We start from the raw sequence: 19,946 nt of genomic DNA, 5'->3' as shown, positions 1-19,946 counted from the left end.
AATTTGTGTATAATTGCCTGTTTTTTCAGATTTTTTGCATTTATGAGATTAAAAAGTAACGCGGTTATAACAGGTGTTGGTGGTTTTGTTCCTGATAATATATTGAATAACAGTGATTTAGAGAAGATGGTTGATACTAACAGTGAATGGATAGTATCAAGAACAGGAATAAAGGAAAGGAGGATTTTAAACGATCCAAGCCTTGCTACCTCAGATATGGCTGCCTATGCCGTAAAAGATTTATTAAAAAATGCAGGTCTTGAGCCAGAAGAAATTGACTGCCTAATAATTGCTACTTCAACCCCTGATCATCTACTATTATCAACTGCCAGCATCGTTTGCGATAAGCTGGGTTTAGTGAATGCCTGGGCTACTGATATCAACGCTGCCTGCAGCGGTTTTTTATATGCCTACACTATGGGCGCCAGTTTGGTAGAAAGCAACCGGTACAAAAAAGTGATTGTGGTGGGTGCCGATCAAAACAGTGCGATCATCAATTACGAGGACAGGAATACCTGTATTTTGTTTGGCGATGGTGCCGGCGCGGTTTTACTTGAACCAACTACCGAAGACGTAGGCTTAATTGACAGTGTTTTTAAAACCGAAGGAAAAGGACGGGAGCATTTATTGGTTCCGGGAGGTGGTTCAAAAATTCCGGCTACGCCAGATTCTGTTGCACAAAAGCTGCATTATATAAGGCAGGATGGAAGGGTTGTTTTTAAAGCCGCTATAAAAGGAATGACAGAAACCTGTACCGAAGTATTGAAACGTAACGATTTAGAGATTAACGATATTAAATGGTTAATACCCCACCAGGCTAATTACCGCATTATTCATGCTGTAGGCGAAAATCTGGGCTTGCCCGAAGATCGTGTTAAAGTTAATATTGAAAGATACGGAAACACTACTGCCGCCACTATACCACTTTGTATTTGGGATTTTAAAGATGATTTTAAATACAATGATAATATGATATTTACCGCATTTGGCGCCGGTTTTTCATGGGGCGCTACGCTGTTAAAGTGGGGTAAGCTGCGCACTGTTTAATCGTATTCAAGTATTTTTTCACCACGTCATTGCGAGGAACGAAGCAATCTATATGCTTTACAGAGCATACGGAAAAGCTTGAATCTGCGTGACAGATCTGCATGAGTAGAGATTGCTTCGTTCCTCGCAATGACGCGTTTTTATGTAGGTTAAAAGATCTTTTTCAATACAATCATCATGACCACAGAAGAAAGAATTAAAGCATCCGAAACACGGATATTTAAAACCGTGTTCCCTAATAATACCAACCATTACGATACCCTTTTTGGCGGCTCGGCTATGGCGATGATGGATGAGGTGGCTTTTATAACCGCTACCCGTTTCACCCGTAAAAGAATGGTCACCGTATCATCCGACAGGATAGATTTTAACAAACCTATACCCGCAGGTACCATTATTGAGCTGGTAGGCACTGTATCGCACATTGGCAATACCAGTATGAAAGTTTTGGTAGAGATATTTATTGAAGAGATGTACTCTTTTGTACGCGAAAAAGCCATTACCGGTACTTTTACCTTTGTGGCTATTGACGAGCATAAGCACCCGGTAGGGGTGTTAGCTTAAAGCAAAAGGCTCAAAGCGGAAAGCCGTTAGAAAAAGCTTTCTGCCTTGAGCCTTCCGCTTTCTGCCCGATATTATACTGCAAACAACTGCCCAAGATCTTTAAAAGCCTTAAATTCAAGCGCATTTCCCGAAGGATCAAAGAGGAACATGGTGGCTTGTTCGCCCGGTAAACCTTTAAAGCGGATGTAAGGTTCAATTACAAATTTAATGTTATGACTTTTTAGCCTGGCTTCCAGGGTGGTCCAGTCATCCCATTCCAGCACAACGCCAAAATGCGGTACGGGTACATCATGCCCGTCTACAGGGTTAAAATGTGGTTTAGCTTCTGTTACGGGTTTAGGTTTAAGGTGGAACACAAATTGGTGACCATATAAATTAAAGTCGGTCCAATGGGTATCGCTTCGGCCTTCGCTGCAGCCTAATACTTCACGATAAAATTTGCGTGCTTCGTCCAGGTCATAAACCGGTACCGCAACATGGAAAGGTGTTAGTTTGCTCATTCAGATCAATATTAATGGAGCCCCTTACGTTTTAATAGCCCGCCAGTAGTATCATCAACACTTTGTTGTACAATGAACGCTTTAGGATCAATACTCAGGATGGTGTGTTTTAATGAAGGGATCTCTAAACGGGTGGCAACGGTAAAAACAATATCCCGCGGATCATTCACATGCCCATCTTTACCGTAACCGCTTTTACCCTGGTAAATGGTAACACCACGGCCAAGATTAATAGTAATAGCCCTGCGGATAGCCTCGCTATGGGTAGATATAACCGTAATGCCCGAGTATTGCTCAATACCATTCAATATAAAATCAATCATCTTGGCGGCAGCCATATAGGTTAGTATAGAATACATTGCCGGCTCCACCCCTAAAAAAAATGCCGCCAGGCCAAAAATCAACACATTAAGCAGTAAGATAAAATCGCTCACCTTAAGTAACTGTGTTTTTTTGCTCACCAGCACTGCCGCTATTTCGGTACCATCAAGCACTGCGCCGCCACGGATGGCCAGGCCACTGCCGGTACCAATAAACACCCCTCCAAAAACTGCTGTAAGCAATTTATCATGCGTAACATCAGGGAAATGGATAACTACTAAGCTTACTGATAATAAGCCAATTGCTATGGTGCTTTTTATGGCAAACCCAAGGCCCAGTTTTTTATAGCCCAACCACAGGAAAGGTACGTTAATAACAAATATGAGCACGGAGATAGGGATAGCCGATAGATCGGCAACGAGCATAGATACGCCTGTTACCCCGCCATCAATAAAATGGCTGGATAGCAAAAAACCCTTGAGGCCAAATCCAGCCGATAAAATTCCTACCCCGATAGTTACGGAGTCCTTGATGATCGTCATTACCTTCATGCTCAAATATAATATAAATAAAAAAGAGACTTAGCTAATGTGAGGCAACATATCCTAATTACCTCACTACCACCTGCGCTGTATTCCTGCTGATCTGTTCTAATAAAATAGTTTTATCGGCGGTTAACTCCTTCAATGAATTTTGGGTGTAGTGCCTTATGGTAATCAGGGTAAGGCCGGTATTATATTTTACTTTAAACTCCTGTTTAAGGTTGGTTAACAAGTTTTCAAAGCGTTCTTCATAAAAATCAAAGCATACCGAAAAACTAAGTGCCGATGTTTGCATTACATTCACCTTAACCTGGCTTTGAGCAAACAGCCCGAAGATGCCACTCAAATGATCCTCAGTAATAAAGGAATAATCTTTTGTGGAGATAGATAAAAGCACCTGGTTTTGTTTCAGGATGATAACCGGCTTTTCAAATTTATTGGTGCCGTCTTCTTTGATCACCGTTCCGGGAGCATCAGGATGGGTGAAGGGTTTTACCAGCAATGGTATATTGGCGTTTTGCAGTGGCTTTATGGTTTTAGGGTGGATAACGCTTGCGCCATAATAGGTCATTTCGATAGCCTCGGAATAGGACAGCTCATCAAACTTTACGGTATCGGGGAAAAACTTGGGGTCGGCATTGAGTATGCCGGGTACATCTTTCCAGGTTGTAACCGATTCGGCACCCAAGCATGCGGCAAATATAGATGCCGTATAATCAGAACCTTCTCTGCCCAGGGTGGTAGTGAAATTCTCGGATGTGCCGCCTAAAAAGCCCTGGGTTACCACTGCACCTTTCTGCAGCATGGCCGGGATATCGTTGCTGATACTTGTTTTCGTTTTATCCCACTGCACGATTCCTTCCCGGTAGGTGTTATCAGTATGGATATAACTGCGCACGTCAAGCCACTGGCTTTTTATGCCTTCTTTATTTAAATATGCGGTAACAATACGGGTGGATACCAGTTCGCCGATGGATACGATCTGGTCGTAAATAAAATCATAGCTGTCGTGCGGTTCATCTTCAATGGCCCAGTCAATCTCCACAAAAGTATTGGCTACATCATCAAACACCGGGTGACCGGTTTCAAACAGTTCATGCAAAATGTCAAAATGGTATTGCTTAATACCATCAAAAATTTCATGCATATCATCAGTCTGATCTACATAAGCTTTGGTAAGTTTCTCCAACGCGTTGGTGGTTTTACCCATGGCCGATACTACGATGAGTAATTGCTCACCAGCATACTTTTTAACAACACTGGCCAAATTAATGATACCACTGGCATCCTTAACCGATGCCCCTCCGAATTTAAATACAAGCATTTATTTAATATATTGACTAACCACAACCGTATTTGGCCGCAGTAATGATTTTATTTGTGAATAGGGGATAAACAGTTCGGTGATGCCCGCTGCATAAGGCTTTATCTCGTACTGATTGTATATGAATTTAAGCCCAATCGGGGTAACAGAAAAGTTGTTGTTCAAAGCGAATTTATTATCCTTGAAAAAATAATCGCGGGCCAGTGAGGAGGTATCACTCAGTTTTTCTTCTTTGCGAAAAATCCCTTCGGCGATGGCTTTTAATTTATCAGGGTAACCGGCTACAAAAAGGTCATCCAGGGTGATGCTTTTGTTGGCTTTGGTATTCCAGTTAATAAAAAAAGTGGCTGATGCACCATGAGCACCACCCTGGAAGTTATAACCGCCGACCTCCAGCGTAGTAATGCCCGAATCCTGCATTAGCACTTTGGCGTGGCTATCAAGCGTAAAATACATGGCCGATCGAGGATCGGTTTTCCTGAAATCGGTATAGGTCTTTAAAAAGTTTTTACTCATCAGTTCAACGCTGCTATCTGGTTTACCATCCATTGCAAACATGCTGGTCAGCTTCCGGGTAACCGAATCGTTGAGTATTTTTTGGCCTGTGAAAACAGCGTATTTAACTTTTACCACAGTGCAGGTGCTATCGGGCTTGTTGCCGCAATCGGCAGCGCGTTCATGGATGGTTTTATAGGTGTAGGCCAATGTATCCTTTACCGTTTCGTTTATTTTTTTTGATGGGACACCCCACTGGCACGATGCAAAGGCAAACCCAACACATGCAAAACAAAGCCTAATGATATTTTTCATCCCTTACAGGTGTTTAAATTTATTAAATAACCCCTTTTGTCATCCTGAGGGACGAAGGATCTACTCTACACCATGCTTCTTCGCCTTGTACAGTTTAAGAATAGATCCTTCGTTCCTACCCATGACGTCGTTGCAAAAAAAACTTTTTGTCATCCTGAACGGAGTGAAGGATCTATTATTCGCTATGCTTCTTCGCCCTGTATAGCCTACGAATAGATCCTTCGTTCCTCAGGATGACAAACCTTTCAAAAGGTTATTTTTCTTTCTGGATCCCCGGAATTTTATACCTCACAATGACAGTCTGCTTATAGTTTCAAACAGCTTCTTAATAATTTTGAAGCTGTTCTTTTGATAAGGAGGCGTTTAGCCATCCGGCTTCAATATTAGCTTCGTATTTGTTGTAAAAGTTAAGGGCGGGTTCATTCCAGTCTAAAACCTGCCATACCATGCCACTGAAGCCAAGTTCTTTGGCCTCGGCAATCAGGCGATCAAACAATAGTTTGCCTATTTTCTTGCCACGATATTCTTCGGTAACAATCAGGTCTTCCAGATACATGCGGTTACCCTTCCAGGTAGAGTAGCGAATATAATAAACAGCAAATCCTACTATTATGCCGTCAACCTCGGCCACAAAAGCTTTCCATACGGGCTTATCGCCAAAACCTGCATCTATAAATTCATCTAAAGTAACTGTTACTTCTTCAGGCGCCTTTTCATACAGGGCCAGTTCGTTCACCAGTTCCATTAAGCGCGGGCAATCTTCTTTAACAGCAACACGAATCCCTCCAGTCCCTTGAAGAGGGAGTTTTTGATTGGTATTGTTTATTGTATTGTTTGTTTTCAACTTTGTAATTTCTTAATTATAAAAACTTCTGATTCAAATACCCGCACCACGCACCCCGATCCTCGCAACACCTTAATTATTCTTCCAATGCTTTATCACCCGGGTGCCAAAAATGGTGCTGCCCAGGCGTACCATATTACTGCCCTGTTCAATCGCCACTTTATAATCGCTTGACATGCCCATCGATAAAATGCTAAAACTATCATCTTTTCTGAAATAGCTTTGCTTGATTCCGTCAAAAAATGTCTTCAGCTCGTAATATTCATCTTTTATCTGCTTTTCATTATCGGTATTAGTAGCAATCCCCATTAACCCGCGGATCCTGATGTTTTTAAAAGTACCAAATTCATCAGAGCGCAGCAGTTCAATCGCTTCATCAAACCCCAGCCCAAACTTAGTTTCCTCATCGGCAATGTAAATTTGTAGCAGGCAATCAATTACCCGGTTGGCTTTTAAAGCATGTTTGTTTATCTCCTGTAACAGCTTAATACTATCAACAGATTGTATCATACTCACAAAGGGGGCAATATACTTTACCTTGTTGCTTTGAAGGTGCCCTATCAGGTGCCACTCAATATCTTTAGGCAATTGCTCATATTTTTCAACCAGTTCCTGCACCTGGTTTTCGCCAAATAAACGCTGTCCGGCGTCATAGGCTTCCTGCAGTTCTGAGGCTGGTTTTGTTTTCGATACGGCCAACAATATAACGTTGTTGGCTTCCGTTTCTTTTTTTAAGCTTTTGATGTTATCTGCAATGCTCATTTATCCGTAAATTTGCTTAATTAATTAGCCGCTAAATTACAGAATGTATAAATACTTGATCTTGTTTTTTTCAGTTACGCTTTTTTTGTGCGGTTGTAAAAGCGATAGTGTCCCCAATAAGTTTATTCAGCCCAACGTTATGGCTGCTTTGCTGGTGCAAATTCACCTGGTAGATGGCTCATTATACAATGGTACACAAGTTCCAGATAGCTTGTATAAATATGGAATGGGCAAATATTTGGCTGTATTTAAAAAAATCGGTGTCGATTCGGCACAGTTCAGGAAAAGTTTGGATTATTACAGCGAGGAGCCAGATAAGCTTTCGGCTATATATGATAAGGTTGATTTGCGTATTAAAGCCCTTACGGATTCTGTAAATCTTGTACAAACCAAAAACCGCCTGGCTTCGCAAAAAATTGATTCATTGAAAATTGATTCTGCGAAAAAAGCAAATAAAAAACCAAAAACATTGGCTCAAAAGGCCGATTCTCTTAAGGAATTGAAGACAAGAAAAGCGCAGTATGCAAAACGCGATTCAATTCAAAATAAGAAATTTAAAAAATTAAAACATAGATCAAAGCGTAATGCTGTACCCAATTAATAGTGTTGATAAGCTTGGGTTTACCGAAGTTAAAGAATTAATAAAAGCGCATTGCCTGAGTGAAATGGGTCAGCAGATGGTTGATAAGATCCAGGTGATGAGTAATTTTGACCAGATAGCCAAATTTTTAAGCCAGGCAAATGAGTTTAAAAATATCCTGATAAACGACGCGGTCTTGCCCATTCATCATTTTTTCGATATCAAGTCGCTCGCTAACAAAGCCCGTATTGAGGGTGTTTTTTTGAGCGAGGAAGAGTTTTACCAGGTGCAGGCTTCGCTGCAAACCGTATTTGCCGTAATTGCCTACTTTAGTGAACGCGAGGGATTATATCCCAACCTGGAGGCGCTGTTTGAGCACCTGCCTATAGAAAAAGCTATCCTGAAAAAGATAGATATGGTTATTGATGCCAAAGGAAAGATAAGGCCCAATGCATCACGCGATTTGCAGGAAATAACATCGGGCATTGCCAAAGCCGAGCAGGAGGCACGTAAAAAAATAGACCAGATATTTAAAAACGCTTCATCGAGCGGGTGGACGGCCGATGGCTCTCTTACCGTACGCGATGGTAGGTTATGTATCCCGCTGCTGGCCGAAAATAAGCGTAAGCTTAAAGGATTTATTCATGACGAATCTGCTTCGGGCCAAACGGTTTACATGGAACCTGAAGAGGTGTTTACGCTGAATAACCGTGTTCGCGACCTTGAATTTGAGCGCCGGCGGGAGATAGTGAAAATATTAACGGCCTTAACAACCGAACTGCGACCTTATGCGCCGCTTTTGTTATCGTACCATAGCCTGTTAACCAAGCTTGATTTTGTGCGCGCCAAGGCGCTGTTTGCCATAGATGTAGAGGGCGAAATGCCCCAGGTGATTAATGAGCCTAAGCTGAAATTATTTAATGCCAGGCATCCGCTGTTGTTCCTCAATTTTAAAAAGGAGCAAAAAACAGTAGTGCCATTAAATGTGCAGATTGATGAGGGCACCCGGATTATTGTAGTATCCGGCCCTAACGCGGGTGGTAAATCAGTTTGTATGAAAACGGTAGGCTTGCTGCAAATGATGGTGCAGGCGGGTTTATTAATACCAGCAGCCGAAGCCAGCGTAGTGGGGGTGTTTAAGCAACTGTTTGTTGATATTGGTGATGACCAATCAATAGAAAGTGACCTGAGTACGTACAGTGCACATCTATCCAAAATGAAGAATTTTGTAGAGCAGGCAAATGGTAAAACACTGATACTGATAGATGAGTTTGGTACCGGTACCGACCCACAATTTGGCGGCCCTATTGCCGAAGCGGTGCTGGAATCACTTAACCATAAAAAAGTGAAGGGTATGGTTACCACCCACTATTCCAACCTTAAAATATTTGCCAGCAATACAGAGGGGATTGAGAATGCCTCGATGCTGTTTAATAACGTAGAGATGAAACCGCTTTACCGGCTGGAAGTTGGTAAGCCGGGTAGCTCATATGCTTTTGAGATAGCTCAAAAGATAGGTTTGCCGCTAAATGTGCTCAATCTTGCTAAAAATAAAATAAGCGAAGGGCAAAAAAAGGTTGATACCCTGTTAGTTGATCTGGAACGTGAAAAACGCGAGATCTTCGAGACTAAACAAAAACTGGACAAACAACAGCGACGTGTAAACGAGTTACAGGCCGAGAATGAAAAGCTGAAAAGTTATCTTGACGAAAATAAAAAGGCGTTGATAAAGGATGCCAAAGATCAGGCTAAAAACATTATCCTTAACGCCAATAAACTGGTTGAAAATACCATATCAGAGATAAAAAGCAGTAATGCTGATAAGGAGACAACGCGTAACCTGCGCGAGAACCTGAATGTGGAACTAAAAAAGAATACAGTTAAAATTGAACCTGCAAAACCAAAGCCAGCAACTGTAGATGAAGAAATAAAACCAGGCGATTGGGTAAAACTAACCGATTCTGAAACAACCGGCCAGGTGATAGAAGTCATCCGTGATAATGTGGTAATTGCTATTGGCGATTTGCGTACCGTTGCCAAAAAGAAGCGGGTGGAAAAAGTGTCAAAATCATCGGTTCCTAAAGAGATCAGGCGGACAATGAATTCGCATACCAGCGACTTTGCCAATTTCAGTCCGGAGATTGATGTGCGTGGGCAACGTACCGAAGACGCACTTCACGCCATTGAAAAACTGTTTGACCGGGCGCTGATGATGGGCTTTAATAACCTGAAAATAATTCATGGCAAGGGAGATGGCATCTTACGGAAAATGATACGGCAATACCTTAAAAAGTATGACCAGGTTGACCGTATGGAAGATGAACATGCCGATAGGGGTGGTGATGGAATAACCTATGTGTATTTTAAATAGGTTATAAGAAGGTGCTGAGTAAGAAGATCTGCAAATTCTCCATCCAAACGCATCCGCAATACATTTGCTTTGTATAATTTGTGTTACGGATGCGTTAACAGCAAGCCAGACAAACATGCCTACGGGGGACTTATGTATATTTGAAATAAAAATATATTCATGCCCCTAAAAAATCTTACTCCAATGTTATACACCCGGCAGGTAAGGGCCAGTGTTGATTTTTATATTGAAAACCTTGGTTTTACTTGTGTTGGGTATGATGAAGATTGGGGTTGGGCTACAGTAAGTAGGGATGGGGTAGAGATTATGTTTGCCCTGCCAAATGACCATTCCACATTTAGCATACCCAAATTTACCGGTTCCTTTTATATCCGTACAGATAAGGTAGAAGATATTTGGAATGAATTAAAAGGAAAGGCCATTATTTGCTATCCCCTGGAAACCTTTGACTATGGCATGCGCGAATTTGCTGTTTATGATTATAATGGCTACCTGTTGCAATTTGGTATGCCTGTTGATTAGTATTATTACGGTTAATTAGCAGGCGGCATTGGTCATTTGCTTTGCGTTGTTAAGTTTCATAAATTTAAAGTTGTAAACCGTTTTTTAAAAATGCGTAAAGTATACCTTATTGTTCTGTTCCTGCTTTCTGTAGGAACATTATCCAACTGTACCGCCCAAAGCTTAGTACTCAAAAGCAAGGATCTGCACATCCGCTATACAGGTCGTATCAATATGACTGATGAGGCTGCCGAATTTTACTGGACCGGCTCATCTGCTATGATTAATTTTGATGGCACCGGCGCATCTGTTATTTTACAGGACGAACGCGGAGATAATTATTTTACCGTGGTATTGGATGGTAAAGTAAGCGGCACCATTCACCTGGAAAACGTAAAAAAAACCTACACGCTGGCCGAGGGATTGCCGGCTGGCCCTCATAGTTTGGAAATATTTAAACGTACGGAGTGGGAGATGGGCAAGACCACTTTTTACCAGTTTATTTTAGATAAAGGAGCATCCGTTTTAGCGGCTCCACCTGTTAAAAAACGCAAGATTGAATTTTTTGGCAACTCCATAACTTGTGGGTACGCAGTGGAAGACACTACCGGGCAGGATAGAGGTACCGCCCCTTATGAAAATGGCTACGTCAGTTATGCTGCGATAACCGCCCGCCATTATGATGCGGCATATGTTTGTACAGCTAAAAGTGGTATTGGGGTAATGGTAAGCTGGTTTCCGCTCATTATGCCAGAGATGTATAACCGTTTGGATCCAACCGATCCGACGAGTTTATGGAATTTTACCAAATACACGCCGGATGTGGTAGTGATCAACCTGTTCCAAAATGATTCGTGGATAGTGAAACTGCCCGATAATCCACAGTTTAAGGAGCGTTTTGGTACAAAAAAACCAGAAGAGGAACAGATTGTGAGAGCCTATCGCGAAATGGTAAAAAACATCCGTAAAAAATATCCCAAAGCACAGATCCTTTGCATTCTGGGCAGTATGGATGCTACCAAAGAGGGCTCTCCATGGCCGGGATATATTGAAAAGGCGGTTGCAGGCTTAAATGATAAGTCGATTTATACCCACATGATCCCCTACAAAAATACCAACGGCCACCCAAGCGTCAAAGAGCAGCAAGCCATGGCTGATGACCTTGTTGCGTTTATGGATAAAACGGTGAAGTGGTAACACAATTTAAGGATTTGGCAGGATGGACAGGATTTTTACCTGCTTGTCTTTTGTCTGATACCAATTTTTCACCCATTATTATTGCCATCGCTATCAGCAGCGCCTTCCTGGTAAGTTTGCCGGGTTTGTTGAATGTGATCGCAAACGTTAGTAGTTCCATCACCGCCCTCATCGGGTCGCCTGTTTGCAGCCGCAACTGCAGCCGCGTCATCGTTTAATTGGCCCAACTGGTCTGGATCTTTAAAATGGCTATTCTCCAGGTGCTCCTCAATTGGTTGGGTCTGTTTGAAATGAGCGTTGATATATGCGACCTTTAGTAATGGATTTGCCTCATCATCACCGGAAGGTGTGAGGCTGTTCTCTCCAAAGCTGTGTCCGCCCATTCCATGCCCTTCCATTCCGGGGGCATCCTGTTTTTTCATATCGTTTTTTGATGCAGGGAAGCCATGTTGCAGGTCCGCCTCTGTCAAATTATTATCATCATCCACACGGTAAGCATTGGGCTTTTTGCCCTGCTGTTCCGAATGGTTGCTGTCTTCACTCAAAAACTCTTTGTCGTTTAGTGCCATAGTTTTATAAGTTGATAAATATATAATACCATATTTTTCTAATTGTTTTTGATTGTTTAATTTGTAAGAGAATAGGCCTAAGCCAAGGGTATTAAGAGAGTGCCACTTATCAAATATTTCTTTTATCCTTTGTCCCTCCATCCTTCGTCTTTCTTAGCTTATTTTAAGTAGTTTTGGTTAACCAATTATTGAACATGAATAAAGTAGTTACTGATGCCGATGAGGCCATCCGCGATATTGAAGACGGTATGACCCTGATGTTGGGTGGCTTTGGTTTATGCGGTTTGCCAGAAAATTGCATAGCAGCCCTTGTTAAAAAAGGGGTAAAGCAGCTCACCTGCATATCCAACAATGCCGGGGTTGATGATTTTGGTATAGGCCTTATGCTAAAACAACGACAGGTAAAAAAAATGATATCATCTTATGTAGGCGAGAACGCTGAGTTTGAACGCCAGTTGCTGAGCGGCGAGCTGGAAGTAGATCTGATACCGCAAGGAACTCTGGCAACGCGTTGCATGGCTGCTGGTTATGGTATGCCTGCTATTTTTACGCCCGCCGGCGTAGGTACAGAAGTAGCGATAGGTAAAGAGGTTCGTAACTTTAATGGTAAGGACTACCTGATGGAAATGGCATTTGATGCTGATTTTGCCATAGTAAAAGCCTGGAAAGGAGATACGATGGGCAATCTTATTTATAAATCAACTGCCCGCAACTTTAATCCCGTAATGGCAATGGCCGGTAAAATAACCATTGCAGAGGTAGAAGAACTTGTTGAGGCAGGCGAATTAGAGCCCGATCATATCCATACACCTGGAATTTATGTGCACAGAATTTTTCAGGGTAAAGACTATGAAAAAAGGATAGAGCACCGGACGGTGAGGTCAAAAGAGTAAGTACTTTAAGTGTAAAAGACCAAGGATTATTTCACCGCTTTGTCATCCTGAGGAACGAAGGATCTGCTCGCCGACCTATATTTCGCATATTAGATTCTTCGCGATGCTCAGAATGACAAAGTGTTTTAACTATCAAATTGAACAGATGTTAGACAAGCAAGGAATAGCAAAACGTATTGCTAAAGAAATTAAAGACGGCTACTATGTTAACCTCGGTATTGGCATTCCTACACTGGTGGCCAATTATATTCCAGAAACTATGGATGTGGTATTACAGTCAGAAAATGGCTTGCTTGGGATGGGGCCGTTTCCGTTTGAGGGTGAGGAAGACGCGGATTTAATAAACGCCGGTAAGCAAACCATTACCATGTTGCCCGGTTCAGCTACTTTTGATTCGGCTATGAGCTTTGGGATGATCAGGGCCAGGAAAGTTAACTTAACCATCCTGGGCGCCATGGAGGTATCCGAAAATGGTGATATCGCCAACTGGAAGATTCCCGGTAAAATGGTAAAAGGGATGGGTGGCGCTATGGACCTGGTAGCATCGGCAGAAAATATAATCGTAGCCATGCAGCATGTCAACAAGGCGGGCGAATCAAAACTATTGCCCCAATGCAGTTTGCCTTTAACAGGTGTTCATTGTGTTAAAAAGATTGTAACCGAGCTGGGAGTTTTTGACGTATTGCCCGAGGGAGGATTCAAACTGCTGGAACGTGCGCCTGGAGTAACTATTGAAGAAATAAAATCGGCGACAGCCGGCAAGCTTATAGTAGAGGGTGAGATACCGGAAATTATTCTCTAATGTAAAAATTTAATGATAATTGTTTATTTCACAACACAATTGTCATTAAATTGTTATATTGCATAATAAGTCCCTTAGTTTAATTTATATGATAGGTTATCCCGAATTGATACTGCTTTTTATATTTTTAGTAATTGCAACACCAATATATTTCCTGCCATCAATATTAGCTTGCGAAAAATGCAATTACAAATCCGTATTGTTACTTAATATTTTTTTAGGATGGACAATCATAGGTTGGGTAGTTTCCTTAATATGGGGACTTAAAACGGCGAAAGATCCCTTGAAAATGTATAGGTTAGGCACATCTGATTGCTGCCCTAAAATAGAAGCCGAACTGGTAAAGCTCCAAGACCTGTTCAATGCCGGCGTAATTACCAAAGACGATTACTACGACCAAACCAGGAAAATTATAGGTAGCTAATATGAAATAAATGCCATCTGAAGATTTGAAAATTAAAACGGAAAAGCATTTTCAAATCTTCAAATGACTAAATCTTCAAATCAAAATAACCTTGCTCTCAAGTTTGCAGAGATTTCCTCTGTTACAGCCATAATATCATCAGCCACGTGCTTATTATTAGTAATAATCGGGTGGCATTCGTTTTTGTAAGGCAACAGGTATTCTTTATATGCGGGCACTACATGGTTAAGCCATTTATACATCACGTCATCGTGCGAGTAACCTCGTTCAATCAAATCACGTTTAAGGCGGCGTTGTAGCGCTATATCTTCATCTGCTTCAATAAACACCTTCATATCCAATAGTTGGGCGATATCTTTAAAATGCAGGATGAACAAGCCTTCTACTATTAAAATTGGAGCAGGCTTAATTTCAAGCACTTTGGGAATAGCATCAGGATTATTGAAAGTATACTCGTGCTTAAGAATGGTTTCCTTATTTAATAATTTGCTGATATCTTCCTGAAAGTGCTGATGGTCAATGGTATCAGGTAAATCAAAGTTGTACAGTTTGTTTTCCTCTTTGGTCATTTTATGGGCCACAGGAATATAATAATCGTCCTGTGATACCAGGCACACCTCATCCGGCGTAAAATGCTCCAGGAAACATTTCAAAAAAAAGGTTTTACCAGAGCCACTTCCACCGGCAATTCCAACAATATAAGGTTTATTCATTCGGGCTGCCGTAGCTGATATTTACATTAATACGTTTATCCAAAGCACCCAAAGCATCGGCGGTGTTCTTGGTCATTACAATAAGCACGTTCTTGGTAGCTTCGCTATCCGTAAATCTGCCAACAACTTTGGCATAGGTGGTGTGGTTATTCATTGGGTTGGTGATCTTAATAACGGTACCAATAGGGGCGGTACGGTGTAAAACCAATTCTTTTTTAGGATCAAGGCTGGTGTCATCAATCCAGGTAGCTACACCCTTTTCGTTTTTTTCATACAATCCAAAACGGTTGGCCTTAAACTTGGCATCGGCACTGTCAATTGCCATGGTTGATGAATCTGTTTTCAACGCGTCCTGTTTGGCCACGGTTCTGTCTTCCGGAGGCAAACCGGTACGTACTTTAATGACCTGGTTGGGTTTAAGATCGTCAGTAGTCTGGTTATTAAGGGTCTTGATGTCGTCAACTGAAGTATTAAAGCGCTTAGCTATTGATGTTAACGTTTCGCCTGCAGATACTTTGTACTGTTGAACGTTATCCATATTAGTATCAGCAGCTTGCTGAGGGACAGGTGCAGCGGTTTTTGGGGCATTGCTTACGGGTTGCTGCACAACAGGTGATGCTTGTTGGGTAACAGGTTGTTGTGTTACCGGGGCTTGCACCTGTGGTTTGGCAACAGGTTGTTGTACCTGTGTTTTTTGTTGCACAACAGGAGTTTGAATGACTGGCTTAGTTTGTTGTACAGGAGCCGGTGTTTGTGCGGTTGTTTCAACAAATGGTCGCTCGGTAGGTACTTTAATAGTGCCGCCGATTTTTAGCGTGGCATTATTGTTAAACTGTATAATAGTTTTTGGGCTTACGTTATAGCGTCTGCCTATGGAGTAATAATTGTCTTTTGGATCAAGTTTGTGAAGGATGATTTTTTTGCCGTTAAGGTTTTCAACGCCTACAGAATCAACGGCGGTATTTGCTAAAACGGATAAAGAAAATGTGAGTAGGGGAGCGATCGATAAAAGGATCTTTAATTTCATAATATGTTATAATACAGTATTTTATAAATTTAAAACAATTAATTCCGATCTGTTTTTGAGGTAGATCAGTTTATTCTTATTCAATACAAACGCCTCGGGCTGCAATTTTTGTATATTGGTTTGCAACAAATCGTGATAAACAATAACATCTTCATCATTATAAATATAAAGATGCTGCTCCAGTTGTTCATCCAAAAATGTGTGCAAAGATACAATTCTATAATTATTGTGCTCCATGTAGTGCACGGTATTTCCGTAAGGCTCTGCAGGCAAAGCAATGTGTTTTAAAAACGAAGCAGGCAGTAATTGGGCGCTTACAATATGGTTATCCAATTGTGTATCAATAACGGGTTGATAAGCCCTTAATGTTGATCCGGTTTTTATATCAGCCAATAATAATTTCTTAGGCTGAATTTGTGCGTTGTAAACTACTGGTCCGTTTACCGAGAGGTGATCAAAGGCCAAAGTGTAATTACTCCAAAGTGTTTGCCCGCTAACCCCATCAATGCTGACCAGTCCTTTATGTACAGGGCCTTTTTCTGACTGGTAATTGTGTGTGAGCAGCACGCCATTGTAAGCAGCCTCGATACCGGTGAGCCAGCGTTCTGGCGTGCTAAGCTCTGTAAAGTGGATGCTTCCATCGCCCAGATCTATTGAGGTGAAACTTACTTTTTTATCCTCGCCGCTTCGTACTTCAAGGAATATAATGTTGCTTATTTCATCAATTTCCATACGCCAGATGGGGTGTTTACATTGATGTTGTATGAATGGTAGCAGCTTTGTCATAAAGTTTACAAATATGATTTATTATATTCAAAACTGTTTAATTTTACCAAACAATGCTACCACGCCTGTGTTAAAAAACTAAATCACTATTAATATGAATGCTGAAGAAATAAGCTTAGAAGAAGTAAAAGTAAAACCCGTTGTTGACCATCTTAATGATCTGTTGGCTAACTACCATATTCACTATCAAAAACTGCGCGGTTGCCATTGGAATGTAAAGGGCCCAAGCTTTTTTACTCTGCACATAAAGTTTGAGGAACTGTACACCGCGGCTTTACTAACTATTGATGAGCTGGCCGAAAGGATCCTGTCATTAGGTAAGCCTCCCTATAGTACTTTTAAAGATTATATTACCACATCACAGATTAAAGAAATACAAACCATAGGTTTAAAAGACACCTTGATGGTGAAAGCCATTATTGAAGACCTGGCTGCTTTAATTGCTAAAGAAAGAGAAATATTAGACATTACCGCCGAAGCAGGTGACGATGGCACCAACGATATGGTGAACCGCTTTATGCAGTTTAACGAAAAAAATACCTGGATGCTGCGCTCGTTTGTAAACGAGGATTAAGGAGTACCCGCTCATAAATAGAAAGCCGCTTGTTTTTACAGGCGGCTTTTTTGTTGCTAATAAGTTGAATTTTTGAAGCTGATCTGCCTATGTAGAGATCACTTCGTACCTCGCAATAACGGATGTTTATGTGTTTTTCCCCATGGTAATTTACACCCCATAAATGTCGCATTTGCACTTTAATACTTTGAAAAAATGCCATAATTTTATCAAAAAGAAAATCATCTTAATAAATTGAAAAATGGAAACGTTAAATAAAACAGCCATCACAGTGGAGTGCATAGTAAACGCTCCTGTTGAAAAAGTTTGGGAATTTTGGGCAAAACCAGAACACATTACCAAATGGTGTAACGCATCTGACGATTGGCATGCTCCTTATGCCGAAAACGACCTGCGCAAGGATGGTAAATTTAAAACCACCATGGCTGCCAAAGATGGTAGTTTCAGTTTTGATTTTGGAGGCGTTTATACTAACGTAAAGGAATACAGCCTGATTGAATACACAATGGATGATGACCGGAAAGTGAAAATTGATTTTATTAGCCAGGATAATGCAACCCGGGTAGTAGAGTCATTTGAGCCCGAAACCACCAATCCCATAGAAATGCAACGGGGAGGATGGCAGGCAATTCTTGATAACTTTAAAAAATACGCCGAAGCAAATAAGTGATGAGAGCTGAGTTTTTATCAGAGCGCTAAGCACCCGAAAGGCATCAAAGGCATAAATTGGGAAAGGGTAATGGAAACTATTTTTGTTAAATAAGGCATTACGTATTATATTTGCATTTGAAACGGGATGCCAGATCCTGCTAATATGTATTTTCCTATGGTGTAATGGTAGCACTTCTGATTCTGGTTCAGACAATCGTGGTTCGAGTCCATGTGGGAAAACTTAGCTATAGATTTAAAAATTAAGCTAAAATAAAAAGTGCCCTCAGACCCAAATTAGGGCACTTTTTTAAATTCTTGTGTTGGTAGAATGCTTCCTTTCATTCTAACATAATTCCAACATTTAAAATGTCAACTTTTATTGGAATACCTATGTCCGAGTGCACCGTGCAACTTTGGTACAATAAGCAAAGAATTAAAAATGATGGATCCGCGTCGCTTTATCTGCAGATAATAGTCGGTGGGGAGCATTGTGAGGTTAAATTAAAATCTCTCCAGTGGCCGGCTGCAAATATTAATTGGGCAAAGAAATCTTTAGAGGCTCGCTTTAAAGGGGATACTGAATTGGTAACATACACAGCGATGATTGAACGGGAACGTGCAAAATATTGGAGTGTTATCATGAATTTTTTAAAACAGGAACAATCATTTAAGCTATCTGACATTTTTAGAGAGGTTAATTTATATAAAAATGGACACCTGTTTTGCGCTTTTATGGAGCAGGGTATTAAAGATAGACAAAGAACCACTGTTAAAAAGGATATGATCAAAGCCTCCACAGCGGCCAGCCATCAGGTGACTTTAGAATGGTTTAAACGCTATTTAAATTTTACAGATATAGAAATCCACCGAATTGATAACGTGGTGCTGGAGGGATTTGCCAATTATGTGGGGGAGCACATGATTGAATCTTCGGTATGGGCAAAAAATAAAAACATAAAATCCTATATCTCCTACGCATTCAGGCATAAGATAATGGTTAATCCATTTTATAAACTGTTTACTGTGGCTAAGCCGGAGCATGATCCTACCTGGTTAGAAGAGGATGAATTAAATGAATTATTGAATATTTACTACGGTAACAACCCCCTAAAACAGAAACTTACCTTCGAACAAAGCCGGAATTGTCGTGCTTTTCTGTTTGCCTGCTTTACCGGGCTCCGGATATCAGATCTATCTCGCTGGAATAAAGATTGGATCAAAAATGATCATATAGCTTTTGTCCCTCAAAAAGTAAAAAAGTCAATTAAAAATCCGAAACCGATCGTCATTCCTATAATACCGATTGCTAAACAATTTATTGACGAACTGACCGCCGAAACCTTCGACCTGCCGGAAGACCAGGTTTACAACCGGGGATTGAAGGTTTTAGCAGAAATTGCCGGCATTGAAAAAAACTTAACGTCGCATGTGGCCAGACACACTTTCGCTACCTGGTTAGCCATTGATAATGTACCGGTGTTGGTGATCAGTAAACTATTGGGACATAAAAGCACTGTAACAACTATGGTTTACATTCATATTGCAGAGGAGTATATGGCCAGGGAAATGATGAAAATGCAAAGGCGCTTTGGGATGAGGCCAGTGCAACAACTAATCGCCTAAAATAAGAAAGCCGGCGAATCACCGGCTTTCTTATTTGGATATCATGAGTCAAGCAATTTTCTCTTTTGGGCTTCATATTCACCCTCGTTAATCGCTCCGGAATCTAACAACGCTTTCCATTTTTTAATTTGATCGGCAAGATCTATACTGGAGGTTGGTTTTACCTGGTTGTTTATAGCTGATTGCGAAAACTCAATAGGCTCTTTTACCTCTCCGGTAAAGTCAATCGGGATTGCCCTGTCTTCCAGGTTGAAAATTGTTGACGTTGGTGTCGCTTCGATAGGCTGATCCTTTGAGATTAAGACAAATATTAGTCCGATAACTGGCGAAAGGATCAGACTTAAAAGAAACGCACCTCCCCAACCAATAGTTTTGTCGCTTCCCATCGAAGCTACACCAAAGCAAAGAAGTAGCCAAACAATAATAATTACGATTGTCATAAGTAGTCGTTTTTTGGTTTTTGAGATAAAATAGCTATAAATTTTTATATCAATTTGGCTTTAGCCTTGTTAATTAAATCA

23 protein-coding genes are annotated in these 19,946 nt (G+C 41.0%); 12 read left to right on the top strand and 11 right to left on the bottom strand.

What is annotated here, in order from left to right:
- The first annotated feature begins 42 nt into the window (after nucleotides 1-42).
- Entirely contained in the window at nucleotides 43-1,047 is a 1,005-nt protein-coding gene (locus Q0R88_RS06520; RefSeq protein ID WP_295713961.1) for a beta-ketoacyl-ACP synthase III, read from the top strand.
- 177 nt (nucleotides 1,048-1,224) lie between these two features.
- Nucleotides 1,225-1,611 carry an acyl-CoA thioesterase gene (locus tag Q0R88_RS06515; protein ID WP_295713958.1) on the top strand — a complete coding sequence of 129 codons (387 nt, stop codon included), beginning with the start codon at nucleotides 1,225-1,227 and terminating at the stop codon, nucleotides 1,609-1,611.
- 71 nt (nucleotides 1,612-1,682) lie between these two features.
- On the opposite strand, the gene Q0R88_RS06510 is transcribed toward Q0R88_RS06515, so the two are convergent.
- The 6 genes from Q0R88_RS06510 to Q0R88_RS06485 all read right to left on the bottom strand — a co-directional run bounded on the left by Q0R88_RS06510 (nucleotide 1,683) and on the right by Q0R88_RS06485 (nucleotide 6,714).
- Nucleotides 1,683-2,111, bottom strand: coding sequence for a VOC family protein (locus Q0R88_RS06510; protein WP_295713955.1), 429 nt, complete (start codon nucleotides 2,109-2,111; stop codon nucleotides 1,683-1,685).
- Nucleotides 2,112-2,122: 11 nt separating this feature from the next.
- Nucleotides 2,123-2,974 carry a YitT family protein gene (locus tag Q0R88_RS06505; RefSeq protein WP_295713953.1) on the bottom strand — a complete coding sequence of 284 codons (852 nt, stop codon included), beginning with the start codon at nucleotides 2,972-2,974 and terminating at the stop codon, nucleotides 2,123-2,125.
- Between the two features lie 67 nt (nucleotides 2,975-3,041).
- A complete protein-coding gene (locus Q0R88_RS06500; protein ID WP_295713950.1) occupies nucleotides 3,042-4,298 on the bottom strand; it encodes an aspartate kinase in 1,257 nt (418 codons plus the stop codon).
- Nucleotides 4,299-5,108: an RsiV family protein gene (locus Q0R88_RS06495; RefSeq protein WP_295713947.1), complete on the bottom strand. Its 810-nt coding sequence runs from the start codon at nucleotides 5,106-5,108 to the stop codon at nucleotides 4,299-4,301.
- A gap of 325 nt (nucleotides 5,109-5,433) precedes the next feature.
- Nucleotides 5,434-5,934: a GNAT family N-acetyltransferase gene (locus tag Q0R88_RS06490; RefSeq protein ID WP_366086859.1), complete on the bottom strand. Its 501-nt coding sequence runs from the start codon at nucleotides 5,932-5,934 to the stop codon at nucleotides 5,434-5,436.
- 90 nt (nucleotides 5,935-6,024) lie between these two features.
- Nucleotides 6,025-6,714, bottom strand: a complete 690-nt coding sequence (locus Q0R88_RS06485) for a YggS family pyridoxal phosphate-dependent enzyme (protein ID WP_295713943.1) — start codon at nucleotides 6,712-6,714, stop codon at nucleotides 6,025-6,027.
- Nucleotides 6,715-6,757: 43 nt separating this feature from the next.
- On the opposite strand from Q0R88_RS06485, the gene Q0R88_RS06480 reads away from it, so the two are divergent.
- From Q0R88_RS06480 to Q0R88_RS06465, 4 genes are all read left to right on the top strand, one after another.
- On the top strand, nucleotides 6,758-7,315 hold the full coding sequence (locus tag Q0R88_RS06480) for a DUF4296 domain-containing protein (RefSeq protein WP_295713940.1): 558 nt from the start codon (nucleotides 6,758-6,760) through the stop codon (nucleotides 7,313-7,315).
- The gene (locus Q0R88_RS06475; RefSeq protein WP_295713938.1) at nucleotides 7,299-9,665 is read left to right on the top strand and encodes an endonuclease MutS2; all 2,367 of its coding nucleotides are present in this window, start codon (nucleotides 7,299-7,301) and stop codon (nucleotides 9,663-9,665) included. Before Q0R88_RS06480 ends, Q0R88_RS06475 begins: the two co-directional genes overlap by 17 nt.
- Before the next feature lie 159 nt (nucleotides 9,666-9,824).
- Entirely contained in the window at nucleotides 9,825-10,187 is a 363-nt protein-coding gene (locus Q0R88_RS06470) for a VOC family protein (protein ID WP_295713936.1), read from the top strand.
- A gap of 90 nt (nucleotides 10,188-10,277) precedes the next feature.
- Nucleotides 10,278-11,363 carry an SGNH/GDSL hydrolase family protein gene (locus tag Q0R88_RS06465; protein ID WP_295713934.1) on the top strand — a complete coding sequence of 362 codons (1,086 nt, stop codon included), beginning with the start codon at nucleotides 10,278-10,280 and terminating at the stop codon, nucleotides 11,361-11,363.
- 68 nt (nucleotides 11,364-11,431) lie between these two features.
- Here Q0R88_RS06465 and Q0R88_RS06460 read toward each other — a convergent pair whose 3' ends face one another.
- A complete protein-coding gene (locus Q0R88_RS06460; protein ID WP_295713931.1) occupies nucleotides 11,432-11,932 on the bottom strand; it encodes a hypothetical protein in 501 nt (166 codons plus the stop codon).
- A gap of 194 nt (nucleotides 11,933-12,126) precedes the next feature.
- On the opposite strand from Q0R88_RS06460, the gene Q0R88_RS06455 reads away from it, so the two are divergent.
- The 3 genes from Q0R88_RS06455 (at nucleotide 12,127) to Q0R88_RS06445 (ending at nucleotide 14,051) form a co-directional block, all read left to right on the top strand.
- Entirely contained in the window at nucleotides 12,127-12,825 is a 699-nt protein-coding gene (locus Q0R88_RS06455) for a CoA transferase subunit A (RefSeq protein ID WP_295713928.1), read from the top strand.
- 145 nt (nucleotides 12,826-12,970) lie between these two features.
- The gene (locus tag Q0R88_RS06450) at nucleotides 12,971-13,627 is read left to right on the top strand and encodes a 3-oxoacid CoA-transferase subunit B (RefSeq protein ID WP_295713925.1); all 657 of its coding nucleotides are present in this window, start codon (nucleotides 12,971-12,973) and stop codon (nucleotides 13,625-13,627) included.
- 88 nt (nucleotides 13,628-13,715) lie between these two features.
- A complete protein-coding gene (locus Q0R88_RS06445; protein ID WP_295713922.1) occupies nucleotides 13,716-14,051 on the top strand; it encodes a superinfection immunity protein in 336 nt (111 codons plus the stop codon).
- Nucleotides 14,052-14,131: 80 nt separating this feature from the next.
- Here Q0R88_RS06445 and Q0R88_RS06440 read toward each other — a convergent pair whose 3' ends face one another.
- From Q0R88_RS06440 to Q0R88_RS06430, 3 genes are read right to left on the bottom strand one after another with little or no spacing between them, the layout of a single operon-like run.
- Nucleotides 14,132-14,764 (bottom strand): uridine kinase, encoded by a 633-nt coding sequence (locus Q0R88_RS06440; RefSeq protein ID WP_295713919.1) that lies wholly within the window; start codon nucleotides 14,762-14,764, stop codon nucleotides 14,132-14,134.
- Nucleotides 14,757-15,791 carry a LysM peptidoglycan-binding domain-containing protein gene (locus Q0R88_RS06435; protein ID WP_295713916.1) on the bottom strand — a complete coding sequence of 345 codons (1,035 nt, stop codon included), beginning with the start codon at nucleotides 15,789-15,791 and terminating at the stop codon, nucleotides 14,757-14,759. Before Q0R88_RS06435 ends, Q0R88_RS06440 begins: the two co-directional genes overlap by 8 nt.
- Before the next feature lie 21 nt (nucleotides 15,792-15,812).
- Entirely contained in the window at nucleotides 15,813-16,577 is a 765-nt protein-coding gene (locus Q0R88_RS06430; RefSeq protein WP_295713912.1) for a DUF4905 domain-containing protein, read from the bottom strand.
- Between the two features lie 94 nt (nucleotides 16,578-16,671).
- On the opposite strand from Q0R88_RS06430, the gene Q0R88_RS06425 reads away from it, so the two are divergent.
- The 3 genes from Q0R88_RS06425 (at nucleotide 16,672) to Q0R88_RS06415 (ending at nucleotide 19,425) form a co-directional block, all read left to right on the top strand.
- A complete protein-coding gene (locus tag Q0R88_RS06425) occupies nucleotides 16,672-17,151 on the top strand; it encodes a DNA starvation/stationary phase protection protein (RefSeq protein WP_295713909.1) in 480 nt (159 codons plus the stop codon).
- A 241-nt stretch (nucleotides 17,152-17,392) separates the two neighbouring features.
- Nucleotides 17,393-17,821: an SRPBCC family protein gene (locus Q0R88_RS06420; RefSeq protein WP_295713906.1), complete on the top strand. Its 429-nt coding sequence runs from the start codon at nucleotides 17,393-17,395 to the stop codon at nucleotides 17,819-17,821.
- Between the two features lie 620 nt (nucleotides 17,822-18,441).
- A complete protein-coding gene (locus Q0R88_RS06415) occupies nucleotides 18,442-19,425 on the top strand; it encodes a site-specific integrase (protein WP_295713903.1) in 984 nt (327 codons plus the stop codon).
- Nucleotides 19,426-19,466: 41 nt separating this feature from the next.
- On the opposite strand, the gene Q0R88_RS06410 is transcribed toward Q0R88_RS06415, so the two are convergent.
- Nucleotides 19,467-19,865 carry an SHOCT domain-containing protein gene (locus tag Q0R88_RS06410; protein WP_295713900.1) on the bottom strand — a complete coding sequence of 133 codons (399 nt, stop codon included), beginning with the start codon at nucleotides 19,863-19,865 and terminating at the stop codon, nucleotides 19,467-19,469.
- Nucleotides 19,866-19,946: the final 81 nt, after the last annotated feature.

The organism is Mucilaginibacter sp. (assembly GCF_025362475.1).
Taxonomy (GTDB): Bacteria; Bacteroidota; Bacteroidia; order Sphingobacteriales; family Sphingobacteriaceae; genus Mucilaginibacter.
Note: the sequence above shows the minus strand (reverse complement) of the source record. Positions and strands in the feature narration are given on the sequence as shown.